General features: G+C 71.5%; 19 protein-coding genes and 1 pseudogene. 15 read left to right on the top strand and 5 right to left on the bottom strand.

The window, feature by feature from the left end:
* Positions 1 to 24: 24 nt before the first annotated feature.
* From B082_RS0103690 to B082_RS35545, 5 genes are all read left to right on the top strand, one after another.
* A complete protein-coding gene (locus B082_RS0103690; protein WP_026249397.1) occupies positions 25 to 1413 on the top strand; it encodes a DUF6716 putative glycosyltransferase in 1389 nt (462 codons plus the stop codon).
* A 233-nt stretch (positions 1414 to 1646) separates the two neighbouring features.
* The gene (locus B082_RS0103685) at positions 1647 to 2936 is read left to right on the top strand and encodes an acylneuraminate cytidylyltransferase (RefSeq protein WP_018550467.1); all 1290 of its coding nucleotides are present in this window, start codon (positions 1647 to 1649) and stop codon (positions 2934 to 2936) included.
* A 10-nt stretch (positions 2937 to 2946) separates the two neighbouring features.
* The gene (locus tag B082_RS0103680; RefSeq protein ID WP_018550466.1) at positions 2947 to 3882 is read left to right on the top strand and encodes an N-acetylneuraminate synthase family protein; all 936 of its coding nucleotides are present in this window, start codon (positions 2947 to 2949) and stop codon (positions 3880 to 3882) included.
* An 11-nt stretch (positions 3883 to 3893) separates the two neighbouring features.
* The gene (locus B082_RS0103675) at positions 3894 to 4952 is read left to right on the top strand and encodes a hypothetical protein (protein ID WP_018550465.1); all 1059 of its coding nucleotides are present in this window, start codon (positions 3894 to 3896) and stop codon (positions 4950 to 4952) included.
* Positions 4953 to 5051: 99 nt separating this feature from the next.
* Entirely contained in the window at positions 5052 to 5666 is a 615-nt protein-coding gene (locus B082_RS35545) for a hypothetical protein (protein ID WP_051094573.1), read from the top strand.
* A 21-nt stretch (positions 5667 to 5687) separates the two neighbouring features.
* Here the strand turns inward: B082_RS35545 and B082_RS0103665 are convergent, their stop codons facing one another.
* Positions 5688 to 6857: a M48 family metallopeptidase gene (locus tag B082_RS0103665; protein ID WP_018550463.1), complete on the bottom strand. Its 1170-nt coding sequence runs from the start codon at positions 6855 to 6857 to the stop codon at positions 5688 to 5690.
* Between the two features lie 377 nt (positions 6858 to 7234).
* Here B082_RS0103665 and B082_RS0103660 point away from each other — a divergent pair, with 377 nt between their 5' ends.
* The 8 genes from B082_RS0103660 (at position 7235) to B082_RS0103625 (ending at position 16049) form a co-directional block, all read left to right on the top strand.
* Positions 7235 to 8464, top strand: a complete 1230-nt coding sequence (locus tag B082_RS0103660; RefSeq protein ID WP_018550462.1) for an amidohydrolase — start codon at positions 7235 to 7237, stop codon at positions 8462 to 8464.
* A gap of 138 nt (positions 8465 to 8602) precedes the next feature.
* Positions 8603 to 9655, top strand: coding sequence for a BMP family lipoprotein (locus B082_RS0103655; RefSeq protein ID WP_026249395.1), 1053 nt, complete (start codon positions 8603 to 8605; stop codon positions 9653 to 9655).
* A 235-nt stretch (positions 9656 to 9890) separates the two neighbouring features.
* On the top strand, positions 9891 to 11474 hold the full coding sequence (locus B082_RS0103650; RefSeq protein WP_051094572.1) for an ABC transporter ATP-binding protein: 1584 nt from the start codon (positions 9891 to 9893) through the stop codon (positions 11472 to 11474).
* Positions 11474 to 12592, top strand: a complete 1119-nt coding sequence (locus B082_RS0103645; protein ID WP_018550459.1) for an ABC transporter permease — start codon at positions 11474 to 11476, stop codon at positions 12590 to 12592. The genes B082_RS0103650 and B082_RS0103645 overlap by 1 nt, the downstream gene beginning before the upstream one ends.
* A complete protein-coding gene (locus B082_RS0103640; RefSeq protein WP_018550458.1) occupies positions 12589 to 13854 on the top strand; it encodes an ABC transporter permease in 1266 nt (421 codons plus the stop codon). Before B082_RS0103645 ends, B082_RS0103640 begins: the two co-directional genes overlap by 4 nt.
* A gap of 11 nt (positions 13855 to 13865) precedes the next feature.
* Positions 13866 to 14255: a cytidine deaminase gene (locus B082_RS0103635; RefSeq protein WP_037709324.1), complete on the top strand. Its 390-nt coding sequence runs from the start codon at positions 13866 to 13868 to the stop codon at positions 14253 to 14255.
* A gap of 115 nt (positions 14256 to 14370) precedes the next feature.
* Positions 14371 to 15648: a thymidine phosphorylase gene (locus B082_RS0103630; RefSeq protein WP_018550456.1), complete on the top strand. Its 1278-nt coding sequence runs from the start codon at positions 14371 to 14373 to the stop codon at positions 15646 to 15648.
* Positions 15649 to 15761: 113 nt separating this feature from the next.
* Entirely contained in the window at positions 15762 to 16049 is a 288-nt protein-coding gene (locus B082_RS0103625; protein WP_018550455.1) for an STAS domain-containing protein, read from the top strand.
* Between the two features lie 31 nt (positions 16050 to 16080).
* Here B082_RS0103625 and B082_RS0103620 read toward each other — a convergent pair whose 3' ends face one another.
* Positions 16081 to 16659 carry a TetR/AcrR family transcriptional regulator gene (locus B082_RS0103620; RefSeq protein WP_018550454.1) on the bottom strand — a complete coding sequence of 193 codons (579 nt, stop codon included), beginning with the start codon at positions 16657 to 16659 and terminating at the stop codon, positions 16081 to 16083.
* A 160-nt stretch (positions 16660 to 16819) separates the two neighbouring features.
* On the opposite strand from B082_RS0103620, the gene B082_RS0103615 reads away from it, so the two are divergent.
* Positions 16820 to 17653, top strand: coding sequence for an SDR family NAD(P)-dependent oxidoreductase (locus B082_RS0103615; RefSeq protein ID WP_018550453.1), 834 nt, complete (start codon positions 16820 to 16822; stop codon positions 17651 to 17653).
* 76 nt (positions 17654 to 17729) lie between these two features.
* On the opposite strand, the gene B082_RS0103610 is transcribed toward B082_RS0103615, so the two are convergent.
* The 3 genes and pseudogenes from B082_RS0103610 to B082_RS0103600 form a co-directional block, all read right to left on the bottom strand.
* Complete coding sequence (locus B082_RS0103610) at positions 17730 to 18764, bottom strand: sigma-70 family RNA polymerase sigma factor (protein ID WP_018550452.1); 1035 nt, start codon at positions 18762 to 18764, stop codon at positions 17730 to 17732.
* Positions 18765 to 18867: 103 nt separating this feature from the next.
* Positions 18868 to 19252: pseudogene (locus B082_RS39725) on the bottom strand (L,D-transpeptidase family protein); the annotation flags it as partial.
* Between the two features lie 7 nt (positions 19253 to 19259).
* Complete coding sequence (locus B082_RS0103600; protein ID WP_018550450.1) at positions 19260 to 20576, bottom strand: MFS transporter; 1317 nt, start codon at positions 20574 to 20576, stop codon at positions 19260 to 19262.
* A gap of 63 nt (positions 20577 to 20639) precedes the next feature.
* Between B082_RS0103600 and B082_RS0103595 the strand changes: the two genes are divergently transcribed.
* Positions 20640 to 21590 (top strand): LysR family transcriptional regulator, encoded by a 951-nt coding sequence (locus tag B082_RS0103595; protein ID WP_018550449.1) that lies wholly within the window; start codon positions 20640 to 20642, stop codon positions 21588 to 21590.
* The last annotated feature ends 287 nt before the right edge of the window (positions 21591 to 21877 follow it).

The raw sequence follows: 21877 nt of genomic DNA, 5'->3' as shown, positions 1-21877 counted from the left end.
CCGGGCCTTCCTAACGTCTTGGACGTGCCCCTCAGCAACAGCAATTCGGCCTCTCCCGCAGCGGCGGCGTCAACGGACCCGCGGTCCCCGGCGCTCCGGGTGGCCGTGCTCGCCGACTCCGACACCCGATGGAAGTGGGGCGCGCTCACCGCGCGCCGGCTGACCTCGGGCGACGACCGCGCCGCCACGCCCCCCGCGCGGATCAGCGGACTGCTGCTGCGCGGCCGGGCCACCCCGACCGCCCGCCAGCTCGCCGAGGTCGGCGACGTCGGCATCAGCACCGACCGGGTCCGCGAGGTCACCGCGGTCGAGTTCCTGCACACCGTGCGCGAGGAAGGCTACGACGTCGTCGTGCTCGCCCTCGTCGGCGGCGCCGTCCAGGCCATGCTGCACGGCCTCGCCGCGCTCCGGCTGCCCGCCAGGCCCGTCGTCGTCACCGGCTACGTCGGCGTCGTCTACGAGAAACTCACCGACGGGCTCCTGCTGCGGCACGGCGCCGACATCGTCCTCGCCAACTCCCGCCACGACGCGGAACGCTTCCGCGCGGTGTACGAGGGCGTGGGCGCCGACGCCTCGGCCGTCACGGAGGCCGCCCTGCCGTTCCTCGGCGGCGCCCCCTACCGGTCCGAACCGGGCCGCGACACCCTCGTGTTCGCCGCCCAGCCCTCCGTACCGGAATCCCGCGCCGACCGCACGTACCTGCTGCGCAGGCTCGCCGAGCACGCCCGGCTGCACCCGGGACGCGAGGTCCTGCTGAAGCTGCGCTCCAAGCCCGGCGAGCACACCACGCACATCGAGGAGCACCCCTACCAGCGCCTCGCCGAGCGGCTGCCCGGCGGCCTCCCGCCCAACCTCCGCCTGGTCTACGGGCACATGGGCGAGGTCCTGGACCGCACCGACCTGCTGGTCACCGTCTCCTCGACGGCCGCCCTGGAGGCCCTGCACCGCCGCATCCCGACCGCCGTCCTCACCGACCTCGGCGTCCGCGAGACCCTCGGCAACCACCACTTCACCGGCTCCGGCCTGCTCACCTCCTTCGACGCCCTGGACAGCGGCGACCGCCCGCGGCCCGACCCCGCGTGGCTGGCCGGCCAGGGCGTCGCCGCCGACGGCGGCTACGCCACGGCCTACGACACCGCCCGCGCCCGGGTCACCGCCCTGCTCGACCGGGGCCGGCTGCCCGACCCCGCGCCCTACTACACGCCCGCCACCGCCCCCGGCTACCTCCCCGGCATCCTCGCCCGCCACCACCTGGCCCCCGACGGCCACCCGCTGCCCGGCGCCACCGCGGTCCGGGAGACCGGCCGGGTCAGGGGAGCGGTGCGCGAGGCGGTCCGCGGCGCGGCCCGGGGCGCGTACCGCCACGGCGTCCAGCGCGTCGCCCCGGTCGTCCGGCGCATGGGCGAGCTGTGAAAACCACCACCGGGGTGGGGTCGGTAATTGGGGGGCGGCGTCGCGGGGCTGGGCACGCGCATCTGCCGCGTTGTCGTCAATCAACAACGCTCCTTCCCCAAGCTCTCAACTCCGTTCGAGCAGGGGAGACCCCATCTGCCTCAATCCTCCGCCTTGCAGTTGCACGCACCCAGCCCCGCTCCTTCACCCACCCCCCAATTACCGACCCCACCAACACACCCACTGGAGCACCGATGACGCAGCCCACCGTGCTCGCCGTGATCCCCGCCCGCGGCGGATCCAAGGGCGTGCCCGCCAAGAACCTCGCCCAGGTCGGCGGCGTACCGCTCGTCGTCCGCGCGGTCCGCGCCTGCCTGGCGTCGGGCGAGGTGAGCGACGTCGTCGTGACGACCGACGCCCCGGCCGTCGCCGAGGCGGCCCGCGCCGCGGGGGAGGCCCTCGGCGAGGACGGCAGACTGCACTGCGTACAGCGCCCCGAGGCCATCGCCGGCGACACCGCGACCAGCGAGGCCGCCGTCCTGCACGCCCTCGACGCCTACGAGGCCATGCACGGCCGCACGGTCGACGTCGTCCTGCTCGTCCAGTGCACCAGCCCCTTCACCACCCGCGAGGACATCGACCGGGTCGCCGCCGCCGTCGCCCGCGAGGGCGCCGACACGGCCGTCACCGTCGCCCCCTTCCACGGCTTCCTGTGGCGCGACGGCAGCGCGGTCGAGGACCACAACTACGGCGTCAACCACGACAAGTCGCTCCGCCCCCGCCGCCAGGACCGACCCGAGGACCTCCTCGAAACGGGCGCCGCCTACGCCATGGACGCGGCCGGGTTCCGCACCCACCGCCACCGCTTCTTCGGCGACACCGCCCTCGTGCGCACCGACCCGGCCCGCGTCCTGGAGATCGACGACCCGCACGACCTGGCCCGCGCCCGCGCGCTGGCCCCGCTGCTGGACGGTGCCCACGAAGTCCCGTCCGGCCTGCGGCGTACGACGGGACTTCGCGGACACGGTCCGGACCCGGCCCCCCTCCCCACCCTCGACGACATCGACGCGGTCGTCGTCGACTTCGACGGCACCCAGACCGACGACCGGGTGTTCATCGACGCCGACGGCCGCGAGACCGTCGCCGTCCACCGGGGCGACGGACTCGGCATCGCCGCGCTGCGCAAGGCGGGCGTACCGCTCCTGATCCTCTCCACGGAACAGAACCCGGTCGTCGCCGCCCGCGCCCACAAGCTGCGCATTCCCGTCCTGCACGGCATCGACCGCAAGGACCTCGCGCTCAAGCAGTGGTGCGACGAACAGTCCCTCGCCCCCGAACGCGTCATGTACGTCGGCAACGACGTCAACGACCTCCCCTGCTTCGCGCTCGCCGGCTGGCCCGTCGCCGTCGCGAGCGCCCACGACTCGGTGCGCGCGGCGGCGCGCACCGTGACCACCACCCCCGGCGGCTTCGGCGCCGTCCGCGAGATCGCGGCCTGGCTCCTGGGCCCCACCCTCACCAACGCCTCAGCCCCCACCGAGTAAGGAACATCCCATGAGCACCTCCCGTCTGCGCGCCCTCGGCAACCGCACCGCCGGACCCGGGCAGCCCGTGTACATCACCGGCGAGATCGGCATCAACCACAACGGCGACCTCGACAACGCCCTCGCGCTCATCGACGTGGCCGCCGAAGCGGGCTGCGACGCCGTCAAGTTCCAGAAGCGCACCCCGGAGATCTGCACCCCCCGCGACCAGTGGGACATCGAGCGCGACACCCCCTGGGGCCGGATGACGTACATCGACTACCGCCACCGCGTCGAGTTCGGCGAGACCGAGTACCGGGCCATCTCCGAGCACTGCGCCGAGCGCGGCATCGACTGGTTCGCCTCCCCGTGGGACACCGAGGCCGTCACCTTCCTGGAGAAGTTCGACGTGCCCGCCCACAAGGTGGCCTCCGCCTCGCTCACCGACGACGAACTGCTGCGCACCCTGCGCGCCACCGGCCGCACGGTGATCCTCTCCACCGGCATGTCGACCCCGCGCCAGATCCGGCACGCGGTCGAGGTACTCGGCTCCGACAACATCCTGCTCTGCCACGCCACCTCCACGTACCCGGCGAAGGCCGAGGAGCTGAACCTGCGGGTCATCAACACCCTCCAGCAGGAGTACCCCAACGTCCCGATCGGCTACAGCGGCCACGAGACCGGCCTCCAGACCACCCTCGCCGCGGTCGCCCTCGGCGCCGCGTTCGTCGAGCGCCACATCACCCTGGACCGCGCCATGTGGGGCTCCGACCAGGCCGCGTCCGTCGAACCCCAGGGCCTCACCCGCCTCGTCCGCGACATCCGCACCATCGAGGCCTCCCTCGGCGACGGCGTCAAGAAGGTGTACGAGTCCGAGCTCGGCCCGATGAAGAAGCTCCGCCGGGTCCCGGGCGTCGTCGCGGAGAGCGGCTCGGCGGCCCCGGCCGCCGAGCCGGTCGCGGTCTGACGGGCCGGCCGGTGAACCTCGCCTTCGTCGAGAGCCCGGTCCAGCTCCTGAACGTCCTGGAGTGGGCCGTCACCGAGGGAGGCGGCGGCCGCGTCCTCACGGACGTCACCGTCGTCGTCCTCCCCCCGGTCGACCCGATGTCGCGCGGCCAGCTGCGCCGGATGGCGGAGCTGGCCCGCGACGAGGGCATGACCGTGCGCTGGCAGGAGGCGCGCGGCGACTCCGGCACCCCGCTGAAGTCGCTGCGCGCCCTCACCAAGCTCATACGGAACGCCGACCACATCGTCATCGGCGACCCGTTCTCGCGTTACGTACAGCTCCTGCTCACACTGGTACGCCCCCGCCGCCTCACCGTGGTGGACGACGGCACCGCCACCATGGAGTTCGTCGCCCAGCTCACCCGGGGCGAGCGCCTGGTGCGCTGGCACCGCCGGGGCGGCTCGGGCCCCCGCGAACTGGCGCTCGCCCCCGTGACGGCCACCGCCCGCCGCCGCTTCACCCCGTCGGCGGCGCGCGAGGTCGAGCTGTTCACGGCCATGCCGGTGATCCCGCCGCCCGGCGTCACCCTCATCCCGAACACCTTCTCCTGGACCCGCTCCCGCTTCGGCCCGCCGCTGCTCACCAAGGGCGCTGACCTGGTCGGCACCTCCCTGGTCGAGACGGGCGTGGTCGACCGCGCCCGCTACCTGGAGGCGGTCGCGGCCCTGGCCCGTACGCACGGCGCCACCCGCTACTTCGCCCACCGCCGCGAATCCACCGAGAAGCTCCACGCCCTGGAGGCGGCCACCGGCCTGGAGATCGTCCGCCCGGACCTCCCCCTGGAACTCATCGCCCGCCGCGGCCCCATCGGCCGCACGGTCCTGAGCTTCCCCTCCACGGTGGTCCACACCCTGCCCCTCGCCCTCACCGGCACCGAGGTCAAGGTCGCCGTCTGCGACATCGCCCCGGAATGGCTCCACGAGACGGCGTCCCCGAGAGCCCAGGGCTTCCTGACCGGCGTCACGGAGACGGCCCGCGACGTCCACCGCCTGGCACCGTGGCGGGCGACGGCGATCACTACGGAGGCATGACCCCGAGTCCGTCCCCGACCTGCCACGGGGTCCGGGTCAGGGATGTGCCCGGGGCATCCCCGATAGCTGCCGGCGCGGGCACGACGCGACCATGAGGCCATGCGGACAACAGAATTGACGCGGCGTCGCCCCGACACCGCGGTCACCACGAGGGTGCTCCTCGCAGGCCCGGCCCTGATGGCCGGCTACGGCGTGGTGCGGCTCGCGGGGCGCGCGGTGGGTGACTACGGCCCCGGGGTGTGGTGGTCGGTGGCGCACGTGCTCTTCCTCGCCGGGGTGCTGGCGTTCGTCCCGGTGTTCCTGGGGCTGAGGCGGCCGGCCGGGGTGCGTGGCGGCGGGCGGACCGGCATCCGGGTGGCGGCCGCGGCCGGATTGCTGGGCGCTGCCGCGGTGGCGGTCCAGGCCTCGATCGACCTGGTGGTCGGGTTCCTCGCGGCGGACAAGCGGGCGATGAGCGACATGTTCGAGAAGATCCAGGACGTGCCCGGTGTGATGCCGGTCGTCTACTCGGTGGTGCCGATGCTGTTCTGGCTCGGACTGCTGGCGCTCGTCACGCTGCTCGCGTTCCTCCGCAGGGACGTGGTCCCCGCCCCGTCTCCGCTGCTGGTGCTGGCCGGGGCCGTCACGATGGCCGTGAGCCTGGACCTGCTGGCGGCCGGAGCCCTGTGCATCGGGCTGGCGCTGTACCCGGTACGCCGGGGGCTGCGGGGCTGAGGGGCTCGTGCGGGACAGCCCTCAGCGGCCGTTCATGACGCGGCGCGCCACCGTGTTCCGTGCCCCCTTGAGTTCTGCCTGCAGCGCGGTACGGCGCGCGGCGTCCACGGTGACCGCCGCCGGCAGGGCGGCCGTGGCCAGCAGCCGGGCCCGGCGCAGATGGGTCGGGGGGTGCGTGGAGTCGACGCTGTGACCGCGCAGCGCGCTGCGGCGGCGCTGCCGTTCGTGCTCGCTCGCCGGAATCGAGTCCATGTGGGCGGCCAGACGTTCCCACAGCCCGTCCCAGGCCTCACGGTCTGCCGGGGGCCCGGAGCGGCGGCTCCGGAGAGTGTTGGACTCGCGCAGCAGGGTGGCTGTGACGGATTCGCTGACCAGCAGCCGGTCCATCAGGCCCACGGCGGCTTCCGTGGAACCGCAGCGGGCGGCGAAGGAGTCGGCCAGGTATTCGCCGCGCTGTGTGGTGCGCAGGGTCAGGTGGTCGAGGACCATGAGGACGCCCGTGACCGCGGAACGCGGAAGCAGATAGAGGGTGTTGCACACGGCCTCCACGGGGGTCGGGTGCTCGACCGGGGTCAGCAGGTACCGCCAGGTGTCCAGGGAACGGATCGCGTTCCCGATGATCAGGCCGCGGCGGGTGTCGCCGTTGGCGTAGTGGCCGAGCTCATGCCCCAGCAGCGCGATCCGCTGCTCGGTGGTGAGGGTCTCCCAGAGGCCGAGACCGATGGAGAGCAGCCGCCGGTGCCGGAGGCCGTACGTCGACACGCTCGCATTGCACTCATCGGTGACCGACACCGCGTGCACCCCGGTCGTCCCCACCGTCCCGGCGATCTCGTCGATCAGGGCGAACAGCTCGGGTGCGTCGGCCCGGCGCAGGACCGGTTCGTCTCCGGGCAGGCGTGCGAACCGGGGGCGCAGGGCCCAGGTCACGACGAGGCACACGGCGCCGAGGAGCGGGAGCGCGCTGCCCCAGCCGAGAGTCACGAGTAGCAGCCCCGCGACGAGCAGCACGGCGGTGACGCCGTGGACGGCCAGTGCGAGGGTGAGGGCGAGGGCACCTGTCGCACCGCGCCGGGGACGGAGGGGTCCGTCCGTCGTCACCTCGGCCAGCAGCCTCTCGCCGTGCTGCCGGGCCAGTCTGTGCCGCAGGATCTCCAGCCGCCCTGTCGGCGCCTCCGGCTGCCCCGGGTCCACATTCCAGTCACAAGCGGCACACCAGGCCACGAACCTGCGGTCCGTCCGGATCTCCGCCCCGCATTCCGGGCATGACTGAACATGCTGTTCCACCGCGTTGAGCACTGCCGAGGCCCCCCTCGTCCCACGGCGCCACCAAGGCGACCGTCCAAGTGTCCGGCGTGCGCGCATGCGGGTCCGCCGTCGAGGACACAGATTAGGCCGTGGGTTCGGCGACCGTACCGGGGATTGCGAGGGGTGGAATCGGCGGAGTTTACCCGTCTCCATCTCATGTCACACATGTCGACGCCGTCTTTTGTTCCTCTAAGTGGCTGAAGTTTTCTTGTTTCATGGTCAGTTGAGGGGGGAAGAGGCTTACCCTTCAACAGGTGAGCCAGTTGATCTGTCCCGAGTCCGATGCCGACCTGCCCCAGGGCGAGCCCCTGCCCGGCGCCCTGCCCGAGGCCCTGCGCGCCGAGCTGATCGCCTTCCGCCGGGACATGCACATGCACCCCGAGCTGGGTAACCAGGAGTTCCGCACCACCGCGGCGATCAAGGCCCGGCTGGAGCAGGCGGGGCTCGCGCCCCGGGTGCTCACCTCCGGGACCGGGCTCATGTGTGACGTGGGGACGCGCGGGGAAGGGACGCGGCCCATGCTCGCGCTGCGGGCCGACATCGACGCGCTGCCGATCCCGGACAGCAAGACCGGTGTCCCGTACCGCTCCACCGTGCCCGACCGGGCGCACGCCTGCGGGCACGACATCCACACCACCACCGTCCTCGGCGCCGGCCTCGTGCTCGCCGAACTGGACCGGCAGGGGCTGCTGCCCAACCCCGTGCGGCTGATCTTCCAGCCGGCCGAGGAGGTGCTGCCCGGAGGGGCGCCCGACGCGATCGACGCGGGGGTGCTGGAGGGTGTCGGGTCGATCATCGGGGTGCACTGCGACCCCAAGGTCGACGTCGGCCGGATCGGGCTGCGGGTCGGCGCGATCACCTCCGCCTGCGACCGGCTCGAACTGTCCCTCGACGGGCCGGGCGGCCACACCGCCCGCCCGCACCTGACCACGGACCTGGTCACCGCCGCCGCCAAGGTCGCCACCGAGGTCCCCGCGCTGCTGGCCCGGCGGGTCGACGCCCGGTCGGGGCTCGCGCTGACCTGGGGACGGCTGGAGACCGGCCACGCCTGCAACGTCATCCCGCAGCACGCCGAGCTGTCGGGCACCGTCCGCTGCCTGGACCTCGGGGCCTGGCGCGATGCCCCGGACCTGGTGCACGCCGCGATCGACGAGGTGGCCGGAATGTACGGCGCCAAGACGGTGATCAACTACATCCGCGGCGTCCCGCCCGTCGTCAACGACGCCGCCGCGATCGATCTCCTGGCCGGCGCCATGTCCGCCCGCCGCGGCCCGTACGCGATCGAGGACACCGAGCAGAGTCAGGGAGGGGAGGACTTCTCCTGGTACCTGGAGCACGTCCCGGGGGCCATGGCGCGCCTCGGAGTCCGCACCCCCGGCGACACGCGCGGGCTGGACCTCCACCGGGGCAACTTCGACGCGGACGAGGAAGCGATCACCGTGGGGGTGGAACTCTTCACCGCCTCCGTGTTGCTCTACGGCAATCATCTGTAACCGGACAGGTCGCCCCGGGTACACGACGATCCGATAACGGCTTCCGTACAGGGCTTTATCTGACATCTACGCGCGTTACGATCGCGGCGAAACCAGCGCCGGAAGAGGCGCTTCGGTCAGGTTTGAAGGAGCCTTCCCTTGCGCCGGATCACTAGGATCGCCGCTGTTGGCGTCATGTCCGCAGCACTCGCAGTCAGCGTTACCGCGTGTGGCGACTCGTCCTCCTCGTCGAGCAGCAGCTCCGACTCCAAGGACAAGAAAACCGCCCTCGCGTACGACATCGGCGGACGCGGGGACCAGTCGTTCAACGACGCCGCCTACGCCGGCCTGGCCAAGGCCGAGAAGGACCTCGGCGTCAAGGGCACCGAGGCCGAGCCCTCGGACGGCGAGTCGGACGCGGACAAGGTCCAGCGCCTCACCTCGCTGGCCCGCGCCGGGAACAACCCGGTCATCGGTGTCGGCTTCGCCTACGCGCCCGCCATCAAGAAGGTCGCGCCGAAGTTCCCGAAGATCACCTTCGGCATCATCGACGACGCCTCGGTGACCGGCTCCAACATCGCCAACATCGTCTTCAACGAGGAGCAGGGCTCCTACCTCGCGGGTGTCGCCGCCGCCAAGGTCACCAAGACCAAGACGGTCGGCTTCATCGGCGGTGTCGAGACCCCGCTGATCAAGAAGTTCGAGGCGGGCTTCACGCAGGGCGTCAAGGACACCAACTCCTCGGTGAAGGTGATCTCCCAGTACCTGACCCAGCCGCCGAACTTCGACGGCTTCTCCAAGCCCGACCTCGGCAAGGCCGCTGCCCAGGGCCAGCTCGACAAGAAGGCCGACGTGATCTACTCGGCGGCCGGTCTGGCCGGTTCCGGTGCGATCGAGGCCGTCTCCAAGGCCGGCAAGTGGAACATCGGCGTCGACTCCGACCAGTACAACCAGAAGGGCCTGGCGGCCTACAAGGAGTCCATCCTGACCTCGGTCACGAAGGACGTCGAGGACTCGGTCTTCAACCTGATCAAGTCCGTGCAGGACGGCAAGCCGCAGTCCGGTGAGATCCGCTACGGCCTGGACAAGGACGGCGTCGGCCTGGCCACGTCGAACCCGAAGTTCACGGAGATGACCGACGTCATCGCCGCCGTGGACAAGGCCAAGCAGGAGATCATCGACGGCAAGATCACCGTCAAGACCACCCCGTAACGACCCCCGTCGTACGGCTGGCCCCAGGCCCGGAGCGCGTGGCATCGCCGCTCCGGGCCTGCGGGATACTCCTCGAAGTGAGTTCCGCCCGTCGCAGTGCACTCTCGGACAGGCCGCGGACCCCGGTGTCCCGGCCCTGCCGCACGCGAGCGTCTGACGATTCAGCAACGCTACGCGTGTAGACAGCCCTCAGGCGCGATAACTTCACCCCGCCCCTCTGCCCCTGCTCCCGCTCCTGTCCGGCCAAGGAGAGTGCGTCATCAACGCGTCCAGCAGTCCCCCCGCCGTAGAACTGCACGGCATCACCAAGCGTTTCCCCGGCGTCGTCGCCAACCACGACATCGGCATCACCGTCCGCAAGGGCACGGTCCACGCCCTCGTGGGTGAGAACGGTGCCGGCAAGTCCACCCTGATGAAGATCCTCTACGGCATGCAGAAGCCGGACGAGGGCACCATCGCGGTGGACGGCGAGCAGGTCTCGTTCGGCAACCCCGGCGACGCCATCGCGCGCGGCATCGGCATGGTGCACCAGCACTTCATGCTCGCCGACAACTTCACCGTCCTGGAGAACGTCGTACTCGGCGGCGAGAAGCTGCACGGCATCGGCGCCGCCGCCCGGAAGAAGATCAAGGAGATCTCCGACGCCTACGGCCTGGGCGTACGGCCCGACGCGCTCGTCGAGGACCTGGGGGTCGCCGACCGGCAGCGGGTGGAGATCCTCAAGGTCCTCTACCGCGGCGCCCGCATCCTGATCCTCGACGAGCCGACCGCGGTGCTCGTCCCGCAGGAGGTGGACGCGCTCTTCGCGAACCTCCGCGAGCTCAAGGCCGAGGGCCTGACCGTCATCTTCATCTCGCACAAGCTCGGCGAGGTCCTCTCGGTCGCCGACGAGATCACGGTGATCCGGCGCGGTACGACGGTCGGCACCGCCGACCCGGCGCAGACCACGACCAAGCAGCTCGCCGAGCTGATGGTCGGCAGCGAACTGCCCTCGCCCGAGACCCGTGAGTCCACGGTGACGGATGAGCCGATGCTCCGGGTCGAGGGGCTCTCCCTCACGATGACGGACCCGGACGGCACCGTCCGCGACGTCCTGTCCGATGTCGGCTTCACCATCCACAAGGGCGAGGTCCTCGGCATCGCGGGCGTCGAGGGCAACGGCCAGACCGAGCTGATCGACGCGCTCATCGGGATGAAGTCCGCCGACAGCGGCGTGATCACCCTGGGCGACCAGGACATCTCCCGGGTACCCACCCGCAAGCGGCGCGAGAGCGGCATCGGCTACATCCCCGAGGACCGGCACCGGCACGGGGTCCTGCTGGACGCGCCGCTCTGGGAGAACCGCATCCTCGGACACGTCACCGAGAAGCCCAACAGCCGCGGCTTCCTGCTGGACCCCGGGGCGGCCCGCCAGGACACCGTGCGGATCGTGCGCGAATACGACGTACGCACCCCCGGCATCGAGGTCACGGCCGCCTCCCTCTCCGGCGGCAACCAGCAGAAGCTGATCGTCGGCCGCGAGATGAGCCACGCGCCGAAGCTCCTGATCGCCGCCCACCCCACCCGTGGCGTGGACGTCGGCGCGCAGGCGCAGATCTGGGACCAGATCCGCGAGGCCCGCCGCGAAGGGCTCGCGGTCCTGCTCATCTCGGCGGACCTGGACGAGCTGATCGGACTCTCCGACACCCTGCGCGTCATGTACCGCGGCAAGCTCGTCGCGGACGCCGACCCCGCGACCATCACCCCCGAGGAACTGGGCTCGGCCATGACCGGCGCCGCCGCAGGTCACCTCGAAGCAGCACCGGAGGACGAGGCCTGATGAAGAAACTCGACAAGGACCGGCTGATCCTGGGCTTCGCCGGGCCGGCGCTCGCCCTGGTCGTCGCCTTCGTGCTCAGCACCCTGGTGCTGCTCGTGTCGGACCGCGATCCCTTCGAGCTGTACCGGCTGCTGTTCGAGCAGGCGTCGTACTCCGACGTACAGGTACTGATCATCAACCAGGCCGGCACGTACTACCTCGCCGCTCTCGCGGTCGCGGTCGGCTTCCGGATGAACCTCTTCAACATCGGCGTCGACGGCCAGTACCGCCTCGCGGCGATGATGGCCGCCCTCGTCGGCGCGAGCGTCAACCTCCCCGGAGCGCTCCAGATCGCCCTGATCGTCATCGTGGCGATGCTGGTCGGCGCGTTCTGGGCGGGCATCGCGGGCATCCTCAAGACGACCCGGGGAGTGAGCGAGGTCGTCTCCACGATCATGCTCAACTCCATCGCGACCGCACTGATCGCCTGGCTCATCCTGCCGAAGAACTTCGGTGACCAGGCAGCCGGCTCCAACAACCTGACGACGGGCGAGATCCATGAGTCCGGCTGGTTCCCCGGGCTGTCCCTGGGCGCCGAGTCCGGCGAGATCTACGGCTTCACGTTCGTCGCCGCGGGCTGCGGCCTCGTCTACTGGTTCGTCCTGAACCGCACCCGCTTCGGCTTCGACCTGCGGGCCACCGGAGCCAGTGAGAGCGCCGCCCAGGCATCCGGTGTGGACGCCAAGAAGATGGTCCTCACCTCGATGCTGATCTCCGGCGCGGTCGCCGGCCTGGCGGGCATGCCGACGCTGCTCGGCGACACCCACACCTACAGCCTCGACTTCCCGGTCGGCATCGGCTTCACCGGCATCACCATCGCCCTGCTCGGCCGTAACCACCCGGTGGGCATCGCCCTCAGCGCCCTGCTGATCGCGTTCCTGGACAAGGCGTCCTCCCCGCTCGACCAGTTCGGCTTCGAAAAGGAAATCGCCACGATCATGCAGGGCCTGATCGTGATCTCCGTCGTCATCAGCTACGAACTGGTCCGCCGTTACGGGACCCGCCGTCAGCAGCAGAAGGTCGGCGAAGAGCTCGCCGCCGGCCACGCCCTCACGACCGAGAAGGAGGCGGCCCTGTGAGCACCAGCAAAGTCTCCGCCGCACGCGTCGCCCCCAAGAAGGGCGGCGGCCGCCACAAGCTCTCCCTGCCCGTCGTCCTGCTGATCGTCGCCGGCGCGCTCGCTCTCGTCTCGATGGTCCGGCTGATCAGCGGCGCGGACGACGTGACCTCCGTCGGCCAGGTCGCGGGCGCCCTGGAACTGGCCGTCCCCATCGGCCTCGCCGGTCTCGGCGGCCTGTGGGCGGAGCGGGCCGGTGTCGTCAACATCGGGCTCGAAGGCATGATGATCCTCGGCACCTGGTTCGGTGCCTGGGCCGGATTCCAGTGGGGCCCGTGGGCGGGCGTCGCGTTCGGCATCATCGGCGGCGCGCTCGGCGGCCTGCTGCACGCGGTCATGACGGTCACCTTCGGCGTGAACCACATCGTCTCCGGTGTGGCGATCAACATCCTCGCCGTCGGCGTCACCCGCTACCTGTCGAACTTCACCTTCGCCAACGACCCCGGCGGCTCCTCCAAGCAGTCCCCCCGCCTGGAGGAGATCGACAAGATCACCATCCCCGGGCTCTCCGACTGGCTCCAGGATCTTCAACAGCACCACTGGTTCTTCGTCTCCGACCTCGCCGGCATCATCGGCGGGCTCGTCACGGGACTGTCCCTGCTGACCGTCGTCGCCCTGCTGCTGATCCCCGTCACCTGGTGGGTGCTGTGGCGCACGGCGTTCGGACTGCGGCTGCGCTCCTGCGGCGAGAGCCCGGTGGCCGCCGAGACCCTCGGCGTGAACGTCTACAAGTACAAGTACATCGCCGTCACCATCTCCGGCGGGCTGGCCGGGCTCGGCGGCGCCTTCCTCTCGATCGTCGCCAGCAGCATCTACCAGGAGGGCCAGACCGGCGGCCGCGGCTACATCGGTCTCGCCGCGATGATCTTCGGCAACTGGATGCCGGGCGGCATGGCCCTGGGCGCCGGACTCTTCGGCTTCACCGACAGCCTCAAGCTGCGCGGCGGGGCGGAGAACGTCCACGCGATGCTGCTGCTCCTGGCGATCCTGCTGGTGATCGCCGTCCTGTGGCAGCTGTACCGGAAGAAGTACGTGGCCGCGGTGATCTCGGCCGCCTGCTCCGCGCTGCTGTTCACCTGGTACCTGCTGACCGACCAGGTCCCGAGCCAGTTCGTCGACGCCGCCCCGTACGTCACGACGCTGCTCGTGCTCGCCCTGTCCGCGCAGCGGCTGCGGATGCCCAAGGCCGACGGCCTGCCGTACCGCAAGGGCGAGGGCAAGTGACGACGGGCGCCATGGCCCCGGCCGACTGGGAAGCGCTGCGTGCGGCCGCCCGGGACGCGATGTCCCGGGCGTACGCCCCGTACTCGGGCTACCCGGTCGGCGCGGCCGCCCGCGTCGACGACGGCCGCACGATCTCCGGCTGCAACGTCGAGAACGCCTCGTACGGCATCGGTCTGTGCGCCGAGTGCGGCCTGGTCTCCCAGCTGCACGCCACCGGGGGCGGCCGCCTGACCCACTTCATCTGTGTGGACGGGTCGGGCGAGGTCCTGGTGCCGTGCGGCAGGTGCCGCCAGCTGCTGTACGAGTTCGGCGGACCGGAGCTCGTCCTGGAGACCCCGGACGGTCTGCGCACGCTGGACGACATGCTCCCGCAGGCGTTCGGCCCCGCACACCTCGGCTGACCACCGCCGGGTGGGCCCGCTCTCCGGGCCCACCCGGCGTCTCTTTCACCCTCTATGCGCGTAGAGTCAACAGGACTCATGCGTACGTACGTACCGGCCGGAAGGACTCCAGACCATGGACGCCATCTCCGTCATCCGCACCAAGCGGGACCGAGGCGAGCTGACCCCCGAGCAGATCGACTGGGTCATCGACGCGTACACCCGCGGCGAGGTCGCAGACGAGCAGATGTCCGCGCTGGCCATGGCGATCCTGCTGAACGGCATGAACCGTACGGAGATCGCCCGCTGGACCGCCGCGATGATCGCCTCCGGTGAGCGGATGAACTTCGACACCCTCTCCCGCCCCACCACCGACAAGCACTCCACGGGCGGCGTCGGCGACAAGATCACCCTCCCGCTCGCCCCGCTGGTCGCCGCCTGCGGCGCGGCCGTCCCCCAGCTCAGCGGCCGGGGCCTCGGCCACACCGGGGGCACGCTCGACAAGCTGGAGTCCATCCCCGGCTGGCGCGCACACCTCTCCAACGCCGAGATGCTGGACGTCCTCGACACCACCGGCGCCGTCATCTGCGCGGCGGGCGACGGCCTCGCCCCCGCCGACAAGAAGCTGTACGCGCTCCGCGACGTCACCGGCACCGTCGAGGCGATCCCGCTCATCGCCAGCTCGATCATGTCCAAGAAGATCGCGGAGGGCACCGGCGCCCTCGTCCTGGACGTCAAGGTCGGCTCCGGCGCCTTCATGAAGACCCTGGACGACGCCCGCGAACTCGCCTCCACCATGGTCGCCCTCGGCACCGACAGCGGCGTCCGCACGGTCGCCCTGCTCACCGACATGTCCACCCCCCTCGGCCTGACCGCGGGCAACGCGCTGGAGGTCCGTGAGTCCGTCGAGGTCCTGGCCGGCGGCGGCCCCAGGGACGTCATCGACCTCACCCTGGCCCTCGCCCGCGAGATGCTGGACGCGGCCGGCCTCAAGGACGCCGACCCGGAGAAGGCCCTCGCCGACGGCTCCGCCATGGACGTCTGGCGCCGCATGATCTCCGCCCAGGGCGGCGACCCCGATGCCGCGCTCCCGGTCGCCCGCGAACAGCACGTCATCAAGGCTTCCTCCTCCGGCATCCTGACCCGCCTCGACGCCTACGACATCGGCGTGGCCGCCTGGCGCCTCGGCGCGGGCCGCGCCCGCAAGGAGGACCCGGTCCAGGCCGGCGCGGGCGTCGAACTCCACGCCAAGCCGGGTGACGAGATCACCGCGGGCCAGCCGCTGCTGACCCTGCACACGGACACCCCGGAGAAGTTCGACTACGCCCTGAAGGCACTGCCCGATGCCTACGACATCGCCCCGTCGGGCACCTCGTTCACGGCCACCCCGGTGGTGCGGGAACGTATCGCCTGACCTGCGCCTTCCCCGCACGGACGAACGGGACCGGTGGCCTGTCACCGGTCCCGTTCGGCATACCCGCGCGGCGGCCCCCGATGAGTTTCCGGCGCGCGGGCGGTCTCCCCCGTATGGATGCCTCGCCCCCACCCGCCCTCGTCGTCTCCGGCCACGTCACCCGCGAGGCCGTCCCACACCTCTGCGCGGACCTGGAAGCGCTCCTGTCCGCGTCGGACGCCCCCGTGGTGGACTGCGACGTGAGAGCCATCGCCCACCCGGACCTGACCACGGTCGAGGCCATAGCCCGCCTCGCCCTGACCGCCCGCCGGGCGAACGGCCGCCGCCTGCGCCTACGGGGGACGCCCCCGGGGCTTCGTGCGCTGCTGGAGTTGGTGGGGCTGGGGGAGGTGACGTCCTGAGACGGGGCGGCCCGGTCCGGGCGCTCGGGGGTCAGGCGCGCGGACCCGCTCCGTGCAGCAAGGTCTCGATGACGCGGGCGGCGAGGGCGTCCGGGTCGGACCCGTCCGGGCTGCCGCGCAGGGACTCGCCGATCAGCGCGTAGTAGACCCGCCGCACCCAGTCCAGGTCGGCCGACTCGTCGATGAGCTTCTCCGCCCGTGCCCGCGTGAGTACGGCGACGCAGCGGCGGTCGATGTCCTGCTGGAGGGCGGCGGCCTCGCTGTCCGGGTCGGCCGGCAGCCCCAGCGCGAACGCCCAGGCGCCCTTGACCTGGAGGACGTTGGCCGTGATCCGGTGCATGGCCACCAGCGGCGGTGCGGTGTCCGGCCTGCCGTCGTCCACCGCCTGGGCGAGCTGACGGGCCGCCGACAGTGCCAGCGCCTCGATCAGTGACTGCCGGTTGGCGAACCGCCGGTGGATCGTCGTGCGGGCCACACCGGCCGCCGCGGCGATCTGCTCGATGGACGCGCCGGGGTCCTCCGCGAGGACCCGCTCGGCCGCCTCCAGGATCGCGCGCACGCTGCGCTCCGCGTCCGCCCGCAACGCCCGTCCCGCCGGCTGTTCGCTCATGTTGCTGTCTCTCCACTCGCCCACTTGCTCCGCAACACACTACAACGCAGAAGTTTTTTGCGTGCTAACTGCATCACTGCTGTTGCAAGTGAAGGAGTTATCGGTACTCTCACGTATCAGTTGACGCCGATCAGTCGATCAGCCGATCAAAGGAGCGCTCATGTCCAGCAGCACCGGCACCGCCCTCGTCACCGGAGCCTCGTCCGGACTCGGCGCGGAGTTCGCCGCGCAACTCGCCGCCCAGGGGCACGACCTGATCCTCGTGGCCCGCTCCGGCGACCGGCTCGCCGCACTCGCCGAGCACCTGAGCGCCGAGCACGGCGTGCGCGCCGAAGTGGTCGTCCAGGACCTCGCCGAGCCGGACGCCGCCCGCCGCATCGCCGACGAGCTGGCGGCCCGCGGTCTGACCGTCGACCTCCTGGTCAACAACGCGGGCTTCGGCACCTGCGGCCGCTTCGAGGAGATACCGGGCGCCCGCGACCACGACCAGCTGATGGTCAACGTCGTCGCGCTGGTCGACCTCACCCACGCACTGCTGCCCGGCATGCTGGAGCGCGGGCGCGGCGCGGTGGTCAACGTCGCGTCCAACGCCGCCTTCCAGCCCGCCCCGTACTTCGCGGTCTACGGGGCGTCCAAGGCCTTCGTGCTCAACTTCGGGCTGGCGCTGCGGCAGGAGTACCGCCGACGCGGCATCCGGGTGCTCACGCTGTGCCCCGGCCCGGTCGAGACCGCGTTCTTCGACGTCATCGGCACCCGCAACGCGGCCGTCACCGGCTCCATGACCACCCCCGAGCCCGTCGTACGCGCCGCCCTGCGCGCACTGGACCGCGACCGCGGCTACCTCGCCCCCGGACTCGGCAACGCCCTGACCGCCCACCTGACACCGCGCCGCCCCCGGACCGTGGTCGCCGCCATGGCCGAACGCATCACCCGCAAGGTCCTGACCCCGGCGCCCACCGCCCCGAAGCCGCAGGAGCATGAGCACGCCGCGTGAAGCCCCCTGCCACGGACGTGAGCCGGTCCGGCGGGCCCGAAACCGGGCCCGCCACCGAGCACTCCCTACCGCCCTCTCACGCCCCTTCGGGCACGCCCTCGGCGTCCAAGTGATCCGGCAGCCCGAACAGCGGGAACCAGCGCGCCGTGTCCAGGAAGCAGTGCATGGCCGTGATCGCGCCGTCCGAGATGTCGATGACCTGGAGCGCCCACGGCACCAACCCGGGCCCCTCCGGATTCGGCTTGTAGTGGGCGAAGGCGGGGGTGCCGTTGGCGGAGACGGTGATCAGACGGGAGTCGGCGCAGCTCGCGCCGAAGGACGTCATGAAGCCGGTGATGTCGTCGTGACCCCGGAGCCAGAGGTCGAACGGCGGCATCGTCATCACCGCGTCCTCGTGGAGCAGCGCGGTCAGGGCCTTCATGTCGTAGCCCTCGAACGCCGCCACGTACCGCTCCAGCAGCTTGGCCTGCTCCTCGTCCAGGGGGTTCGCCGCGTCGGCGGCCACGGACTCGTGATCGGTGAGCGTGGCGCGGGCGCGCTGGAGGGCGCTGTTGACCGAGGCGACGGACGTGTCGAGCAGCTCCGCGACCTCGCTCGCCTTCCACGCGAGCACCTCGCGCAGGATCAGCACGGCCCGCTGCTTCGGCGGCAGGTGCTGGAGCGCGGCGACGAACGCCAGCCGCACCGATTCGCGCGCCACCGCCGCCTCGGCCGGGTCGTCGGCCGAGGGGATGATCCGGCCGTCCGGCATCGGCTCCAGCCAGGTGTTCTCCGGCAGCGGGTTGAGCGCGGCCTGCGCGAGCGGCGTCGGACCGGACAGGTCGACCGGCCTCGCCCGTTTCTTGCCCGCGTTCAGCATGTCCAGACAGACGTTGGTCGCGATGCGGTACAGCCAGGACCGCAGCGAGGAGCGGCCCTCGAACTTGTCGAAGTTGCGCCAGGCGCGCACCAGCGTGTCCTGGACCGCGTCCTCCGCCTCGAAGGCCGAGCCGAGCATCCGGTAGCAGTAACCGGTCAGCTCGACCCGGTGTCCCTCCAGACGGCTGTCGATATCGGCCGCCGCACCGGTCCCCGCGCCCGATTCCGTCGCTGCCGCCGTCAGATCGGTCATTGCCCGTTCCACCCCTGTCGTGCTGTGACACCGCCCACTTCCACCAGCACTTCGGAAACTATCGCAGGGCACTGACAATGGGGTCGGAAAGAGCGGAAGGCGGTCAGGTCCCCGGCTTGCGGCCGTATACGTAGACGTCGTCGCCGTTCTTCAACAGGTTCCAGTATGACTTCGCGTCCGAGGTGCGCATGTTGACGCAGCCGTGCGAGCCCGGCGGGTTCCACGTAGATCCTCTTGGCGCCGGCCCGGCTCTCGCACGTCTCGCGCCCGGTCCGCACCGGGACGGGCCCGGACCTCGGCTTCTCGCCGTCCTGGATCCAGCTGATCTGCTGCCGGGCCAGGTCGACGCACGAGATGCGCCCCTTGTCGGTGGGACACTTCCCGGCCTTGTTCGGGTTCTTCCCGGGCGTCTTCTGCGCGGTGAGCGTCTGAAAAAAAGGTGCGCCGGGTGACGGACCCGCGTAACAGGGAGTGGTTGGTCGTGCGCCGGATGTCTCAGTTCCGTACGGCCGCCACCGGCATCGGCCGCAGCCGCTCGGCGCGGGCGGCCCGGGTTCCGTACAGCGTGATGGTGACGACGCCGAGGACCGCGAGCAGTCCCAGTGCGACGGTGCCCGCCCAGCCGCCCGTGTGGAAGGCGACGGCGCCGAGCGTGCCGCCGGCGCTGGAGCCCAGGTAGTACGCCGACTGGTACAGCGCGGACGCCTGGGCGCGGCCGGTGGTCGCCGTGCGGCTCACCGAGGACGAGGCGACCGCGTGCCCGGCGAAGAAGCCGGCCGTGATCAGCACCAGGCCCAGGAGCACGGCCGCCAGCTGATCGGCGAGCGAGAGCAGCAGACCGGCGGCCGTCGTGGAGACGGCGAGGTACAGCGCCCCCCGGCGCCCGAGCCGGGCGACGAGCTTGCCCGCCGCGGCGGAGGAAACCGTACCGACCAGGTAGACCAGGAAGATCGAGCCGACGATCCCCTGCGGAAGGTTGAACGGCGCCTCCACGAGCCGGTAGCCGATCACCGTGTAGACCGCGCCGAACACCGTCATGAACAGCGCGCCGATCGCGTACAGCCGCCGCAGCAGCGGGTCGGCGAGGTGCGTGCCCACGGTCTTCGCCAGGGCCTTCGGGTTCAGCGAACCGGGGGTGAAGTGCCGGGCGCGCGGGATCATGAAGTGGAAGACGACCGCGCAGGCCACGGCCAGCAGCCCGACCGCGCCGAGCGCCGCCCGCCAGCCCCACAGCTGGGCGACCCAGCCGGTGAGGATGCGGCCGCTCATCCCGCCGATGCTGTTGCCGGCCACGAAGAGCCCGATCGCGGCGACGAGCGCCTTCGGCCGGACCTCCTCCGCCAGGTACGCCATCGCGGAGGCGGGCAGCCCGGCGAGCGCGGCACCCTGGACGGCGCGCAGCGCGATCAGCCAGCCCAGGGAGGGGGCGAACGGTACGAACAGCCCGACGGTCACCGCGATCACCAGTGACGCGGTCATCATCTGCCGCCGCCCGAACCGCTCGGACAGCGCGCTCATCGGCAGTACACACAGCGCCAGCGCGCCCGTCGCGGCGGAGACCGTCCAGCTCGCCTGCCCTGCCGTGGCGCCGAAGGAGGCGGAGACGGCGGGCAGCAGGGCCTGGGTGGAGTAGAGGAGCGCGAACGTCGCGACACCGGCGGCGAAGAGGGCGAAGCTCATCCGGCGGTAGCCGGGGCGCCCGGGTTCGAGCCGGTCCGCTGTGGCGGACCCGGCTGCGACGGTGGTGACGGGGGACGACGGGGTCGAGGCGGCCACGGTAAGGGTGGACGCCCCGGTACTGGCGGGAGGCATACAGGGAATCTAGGCAGCCCGCCATTCATGCGTCCAATGCACAAACAGCGAATAATCAATCCCATGGCGCATCAACACAGCTCACAGCCCCGGCTGTCACCGAGCAGTTACGAAGAAGACATCCGCGCGGTACTCGCGCCCCGCCTCGCCTACTTCGAGGCGGTCGCCCGCCACGAGCACGTCACCCGCGCCGCGCACGAGCTGGGCGTCCCGCAGTCCACGCTCTCGCGGGCCATGGTCCGGCTGGAACAGGACCTCGGCGTCGCCCTGTTCGCCCGCAAGGGCCGCACGGTCTCGCTCACCCCGGCCGGCCGCACCTTCCTCGGCTCGGCCGAGCGCGCCCTCGCCGAGGTGGAGAAGGCCGCCGACTCGGTACGCGCCGACGCCGACCCCACCGCGGGCAAGGTCGCCTTCGGCTTCCTCCACACGATGGGCTCCGAAACCGTCCCCGCCCTCATCCGCGCCTTCCGCGCCGACCACCCCCGGGTCCGCTTCCAACTCGTCCAGAACTACGGCGAAGCCATGATCGAACGCCTCCGCGCGGGCGGCCTCGACCTCTGCCTCACCTCACCGGTCCCGGACGCCCCCGACCTCGTCACCCGCCGCCTGGACGAACAACGCCTCCGCCTCGTCGTCCCCGACGACCACCGCCTGGCCACCCGCCGCCGCATCCGCCTCGCCGAAGCCGCCGACGAAACCTTCGTCACCCTCGAACCCGGCTACGGCCTCCGCCGCATCACGGACGACCTCTGCACCGAGGCGGGCTTCGTCCCCCGCGTCGCGTTCGAGGGCGAGGAGGCGGAGACACTGCGCGGCCTGGTCGCGGCGGGCCTGGGCGTGGCCCTGCTCCCGCCCCCGGCGGTGGCCCGGCCGGGGGTGGTGGAACTGACGGTGACGGCACCGCGGGCGGTGCGCGAGATCGGGGTGGCCTGGCTGGACGGCCACCCGGACACGGCTCCGGTGGCGGCGTTCAAGAAGTTCCTGCTGGGGCGGCGGGGGAGCTTGTTGGCGTAGGGGCGTACTGGGCGAGGCGGGGCAGGCGCGGACACGATCCGGCCGGGCACATGGCTCTCGACCCGGCCGCGCGGTCGCCCCGCACAGGCTGGTCGGCCGGGCGCTGCTCGGTCAGTGGCCGCGTGCGCGGCGCGGCTGGATAGCCAGGCGGGCCGGACCGTTCGCAACGAGGGGGAGCATGGCAATCGGCATTCCGCTGCGGCGTATGTGCCTTCAACTACCCTTTGATCCACTCTCGTTGGAGATTCGTCAAATCCACCGTCCCAGCGTCCTCGGACTGCTAGCGT

This window comes from Streptomyces sp. ATexAB-D23 (assembly GCF_000373645.1).
In the GTDB taxonomy this organism is placed as follows: Bacteria; Actinomycetota; Actinomycetes; order Streptomycetales; family Streptomycetaceae; genus Streptomyces; species Streptomyces castrisilvae.
This window is presented reverse-complemented; position numbering and strand designations above follow the sequence as displayed.

Bases quoted from the DNA above. Each gene is read 5' to 3' on its own strand.
- B082_RS0103685 (WP_018550467.1), top strand. From the start codon at position 1,647: ATGACGCAGCCCACCGTGCTCGCCGTGATCCCCGCCCGCGGCGGATCC.
- B082_RS0103680 (WP_018550466.1), top strand. From the start codon at position 2,947: ATGAGCACCTCCCGTCTGCGCGCCCTCGGCAACCGCACCGCCGGACCC.
- B082_RS35545 (WP_051094573.1), top strand. From the start codon at position 5,052: ATGCGGACAACAGAATTGACGCGGCGTCGCCCCGACACCGCGGTCACC.
- B082_RS0103645 (WP_018550459.1), top strand. From the start codon at position 11,474: ATGAAGAAACTCGACAAGGACCGGCTGATCCTGGGCTTCGCCGGGCCG.
- B082_RS0103635 (WP_037709324.1), top strand. From the start codon at position 13,866: ATGGCCCCGGCCGACTGGGAAGCGCTGCGTGCGGCCGCCCGGGACGCG.
- B082_RS0103630 (WP_018550456.1), top strand. From the start codon at position 14,371: ATGGACGCCATCTCCGTCATCCGCACCAAGCGGGACCGAGGCGAGCTG.
- B082_RS0103625 (WP_018550455.1), top strand. From the start codon at position 15,762: ATGGATGCCTCGCCCCCACCCGCCCTCGTCGTCTCCGGCCACGTCACC.
- B082_RS0103620 (WP_018550454.1), bottom strand. From the start codon at position 16,659: ATGAGCGAACAGCCGGCGGGACGGGCGTTGCGGGCGGACGCGGAGCGC.
- B082_RS0103615 (WP_018550453.1), top strand. From the start codon at position 16,820: ATGTCCAGCAGCACCGGCACCGCCCTCGTCACCGGAGCCTCGTCCGGA.
- B082_RS0103610 (WP_018550452.1), bottom strand. From the start codon at position 18,764: ATGACCGATCTGACGGCGGCAGCGACGGAATCGGGCGCGGGGACCGGT.
- B082_RS0103600 (WP_018550450.1), bottom strand. From the start codon at position 20,576: ATGCCTCCCGCCAGTACCGGGGCGTCCACCCTTACCGTGGCCGCCTCG.
- B082_RS0103595 (WP_018550449.1), top strand. From the start codon at position 20,640: ATGGCGCATCAACACAGCTCACAGCCCCGGCTGTCACCGAGCAGTTAC.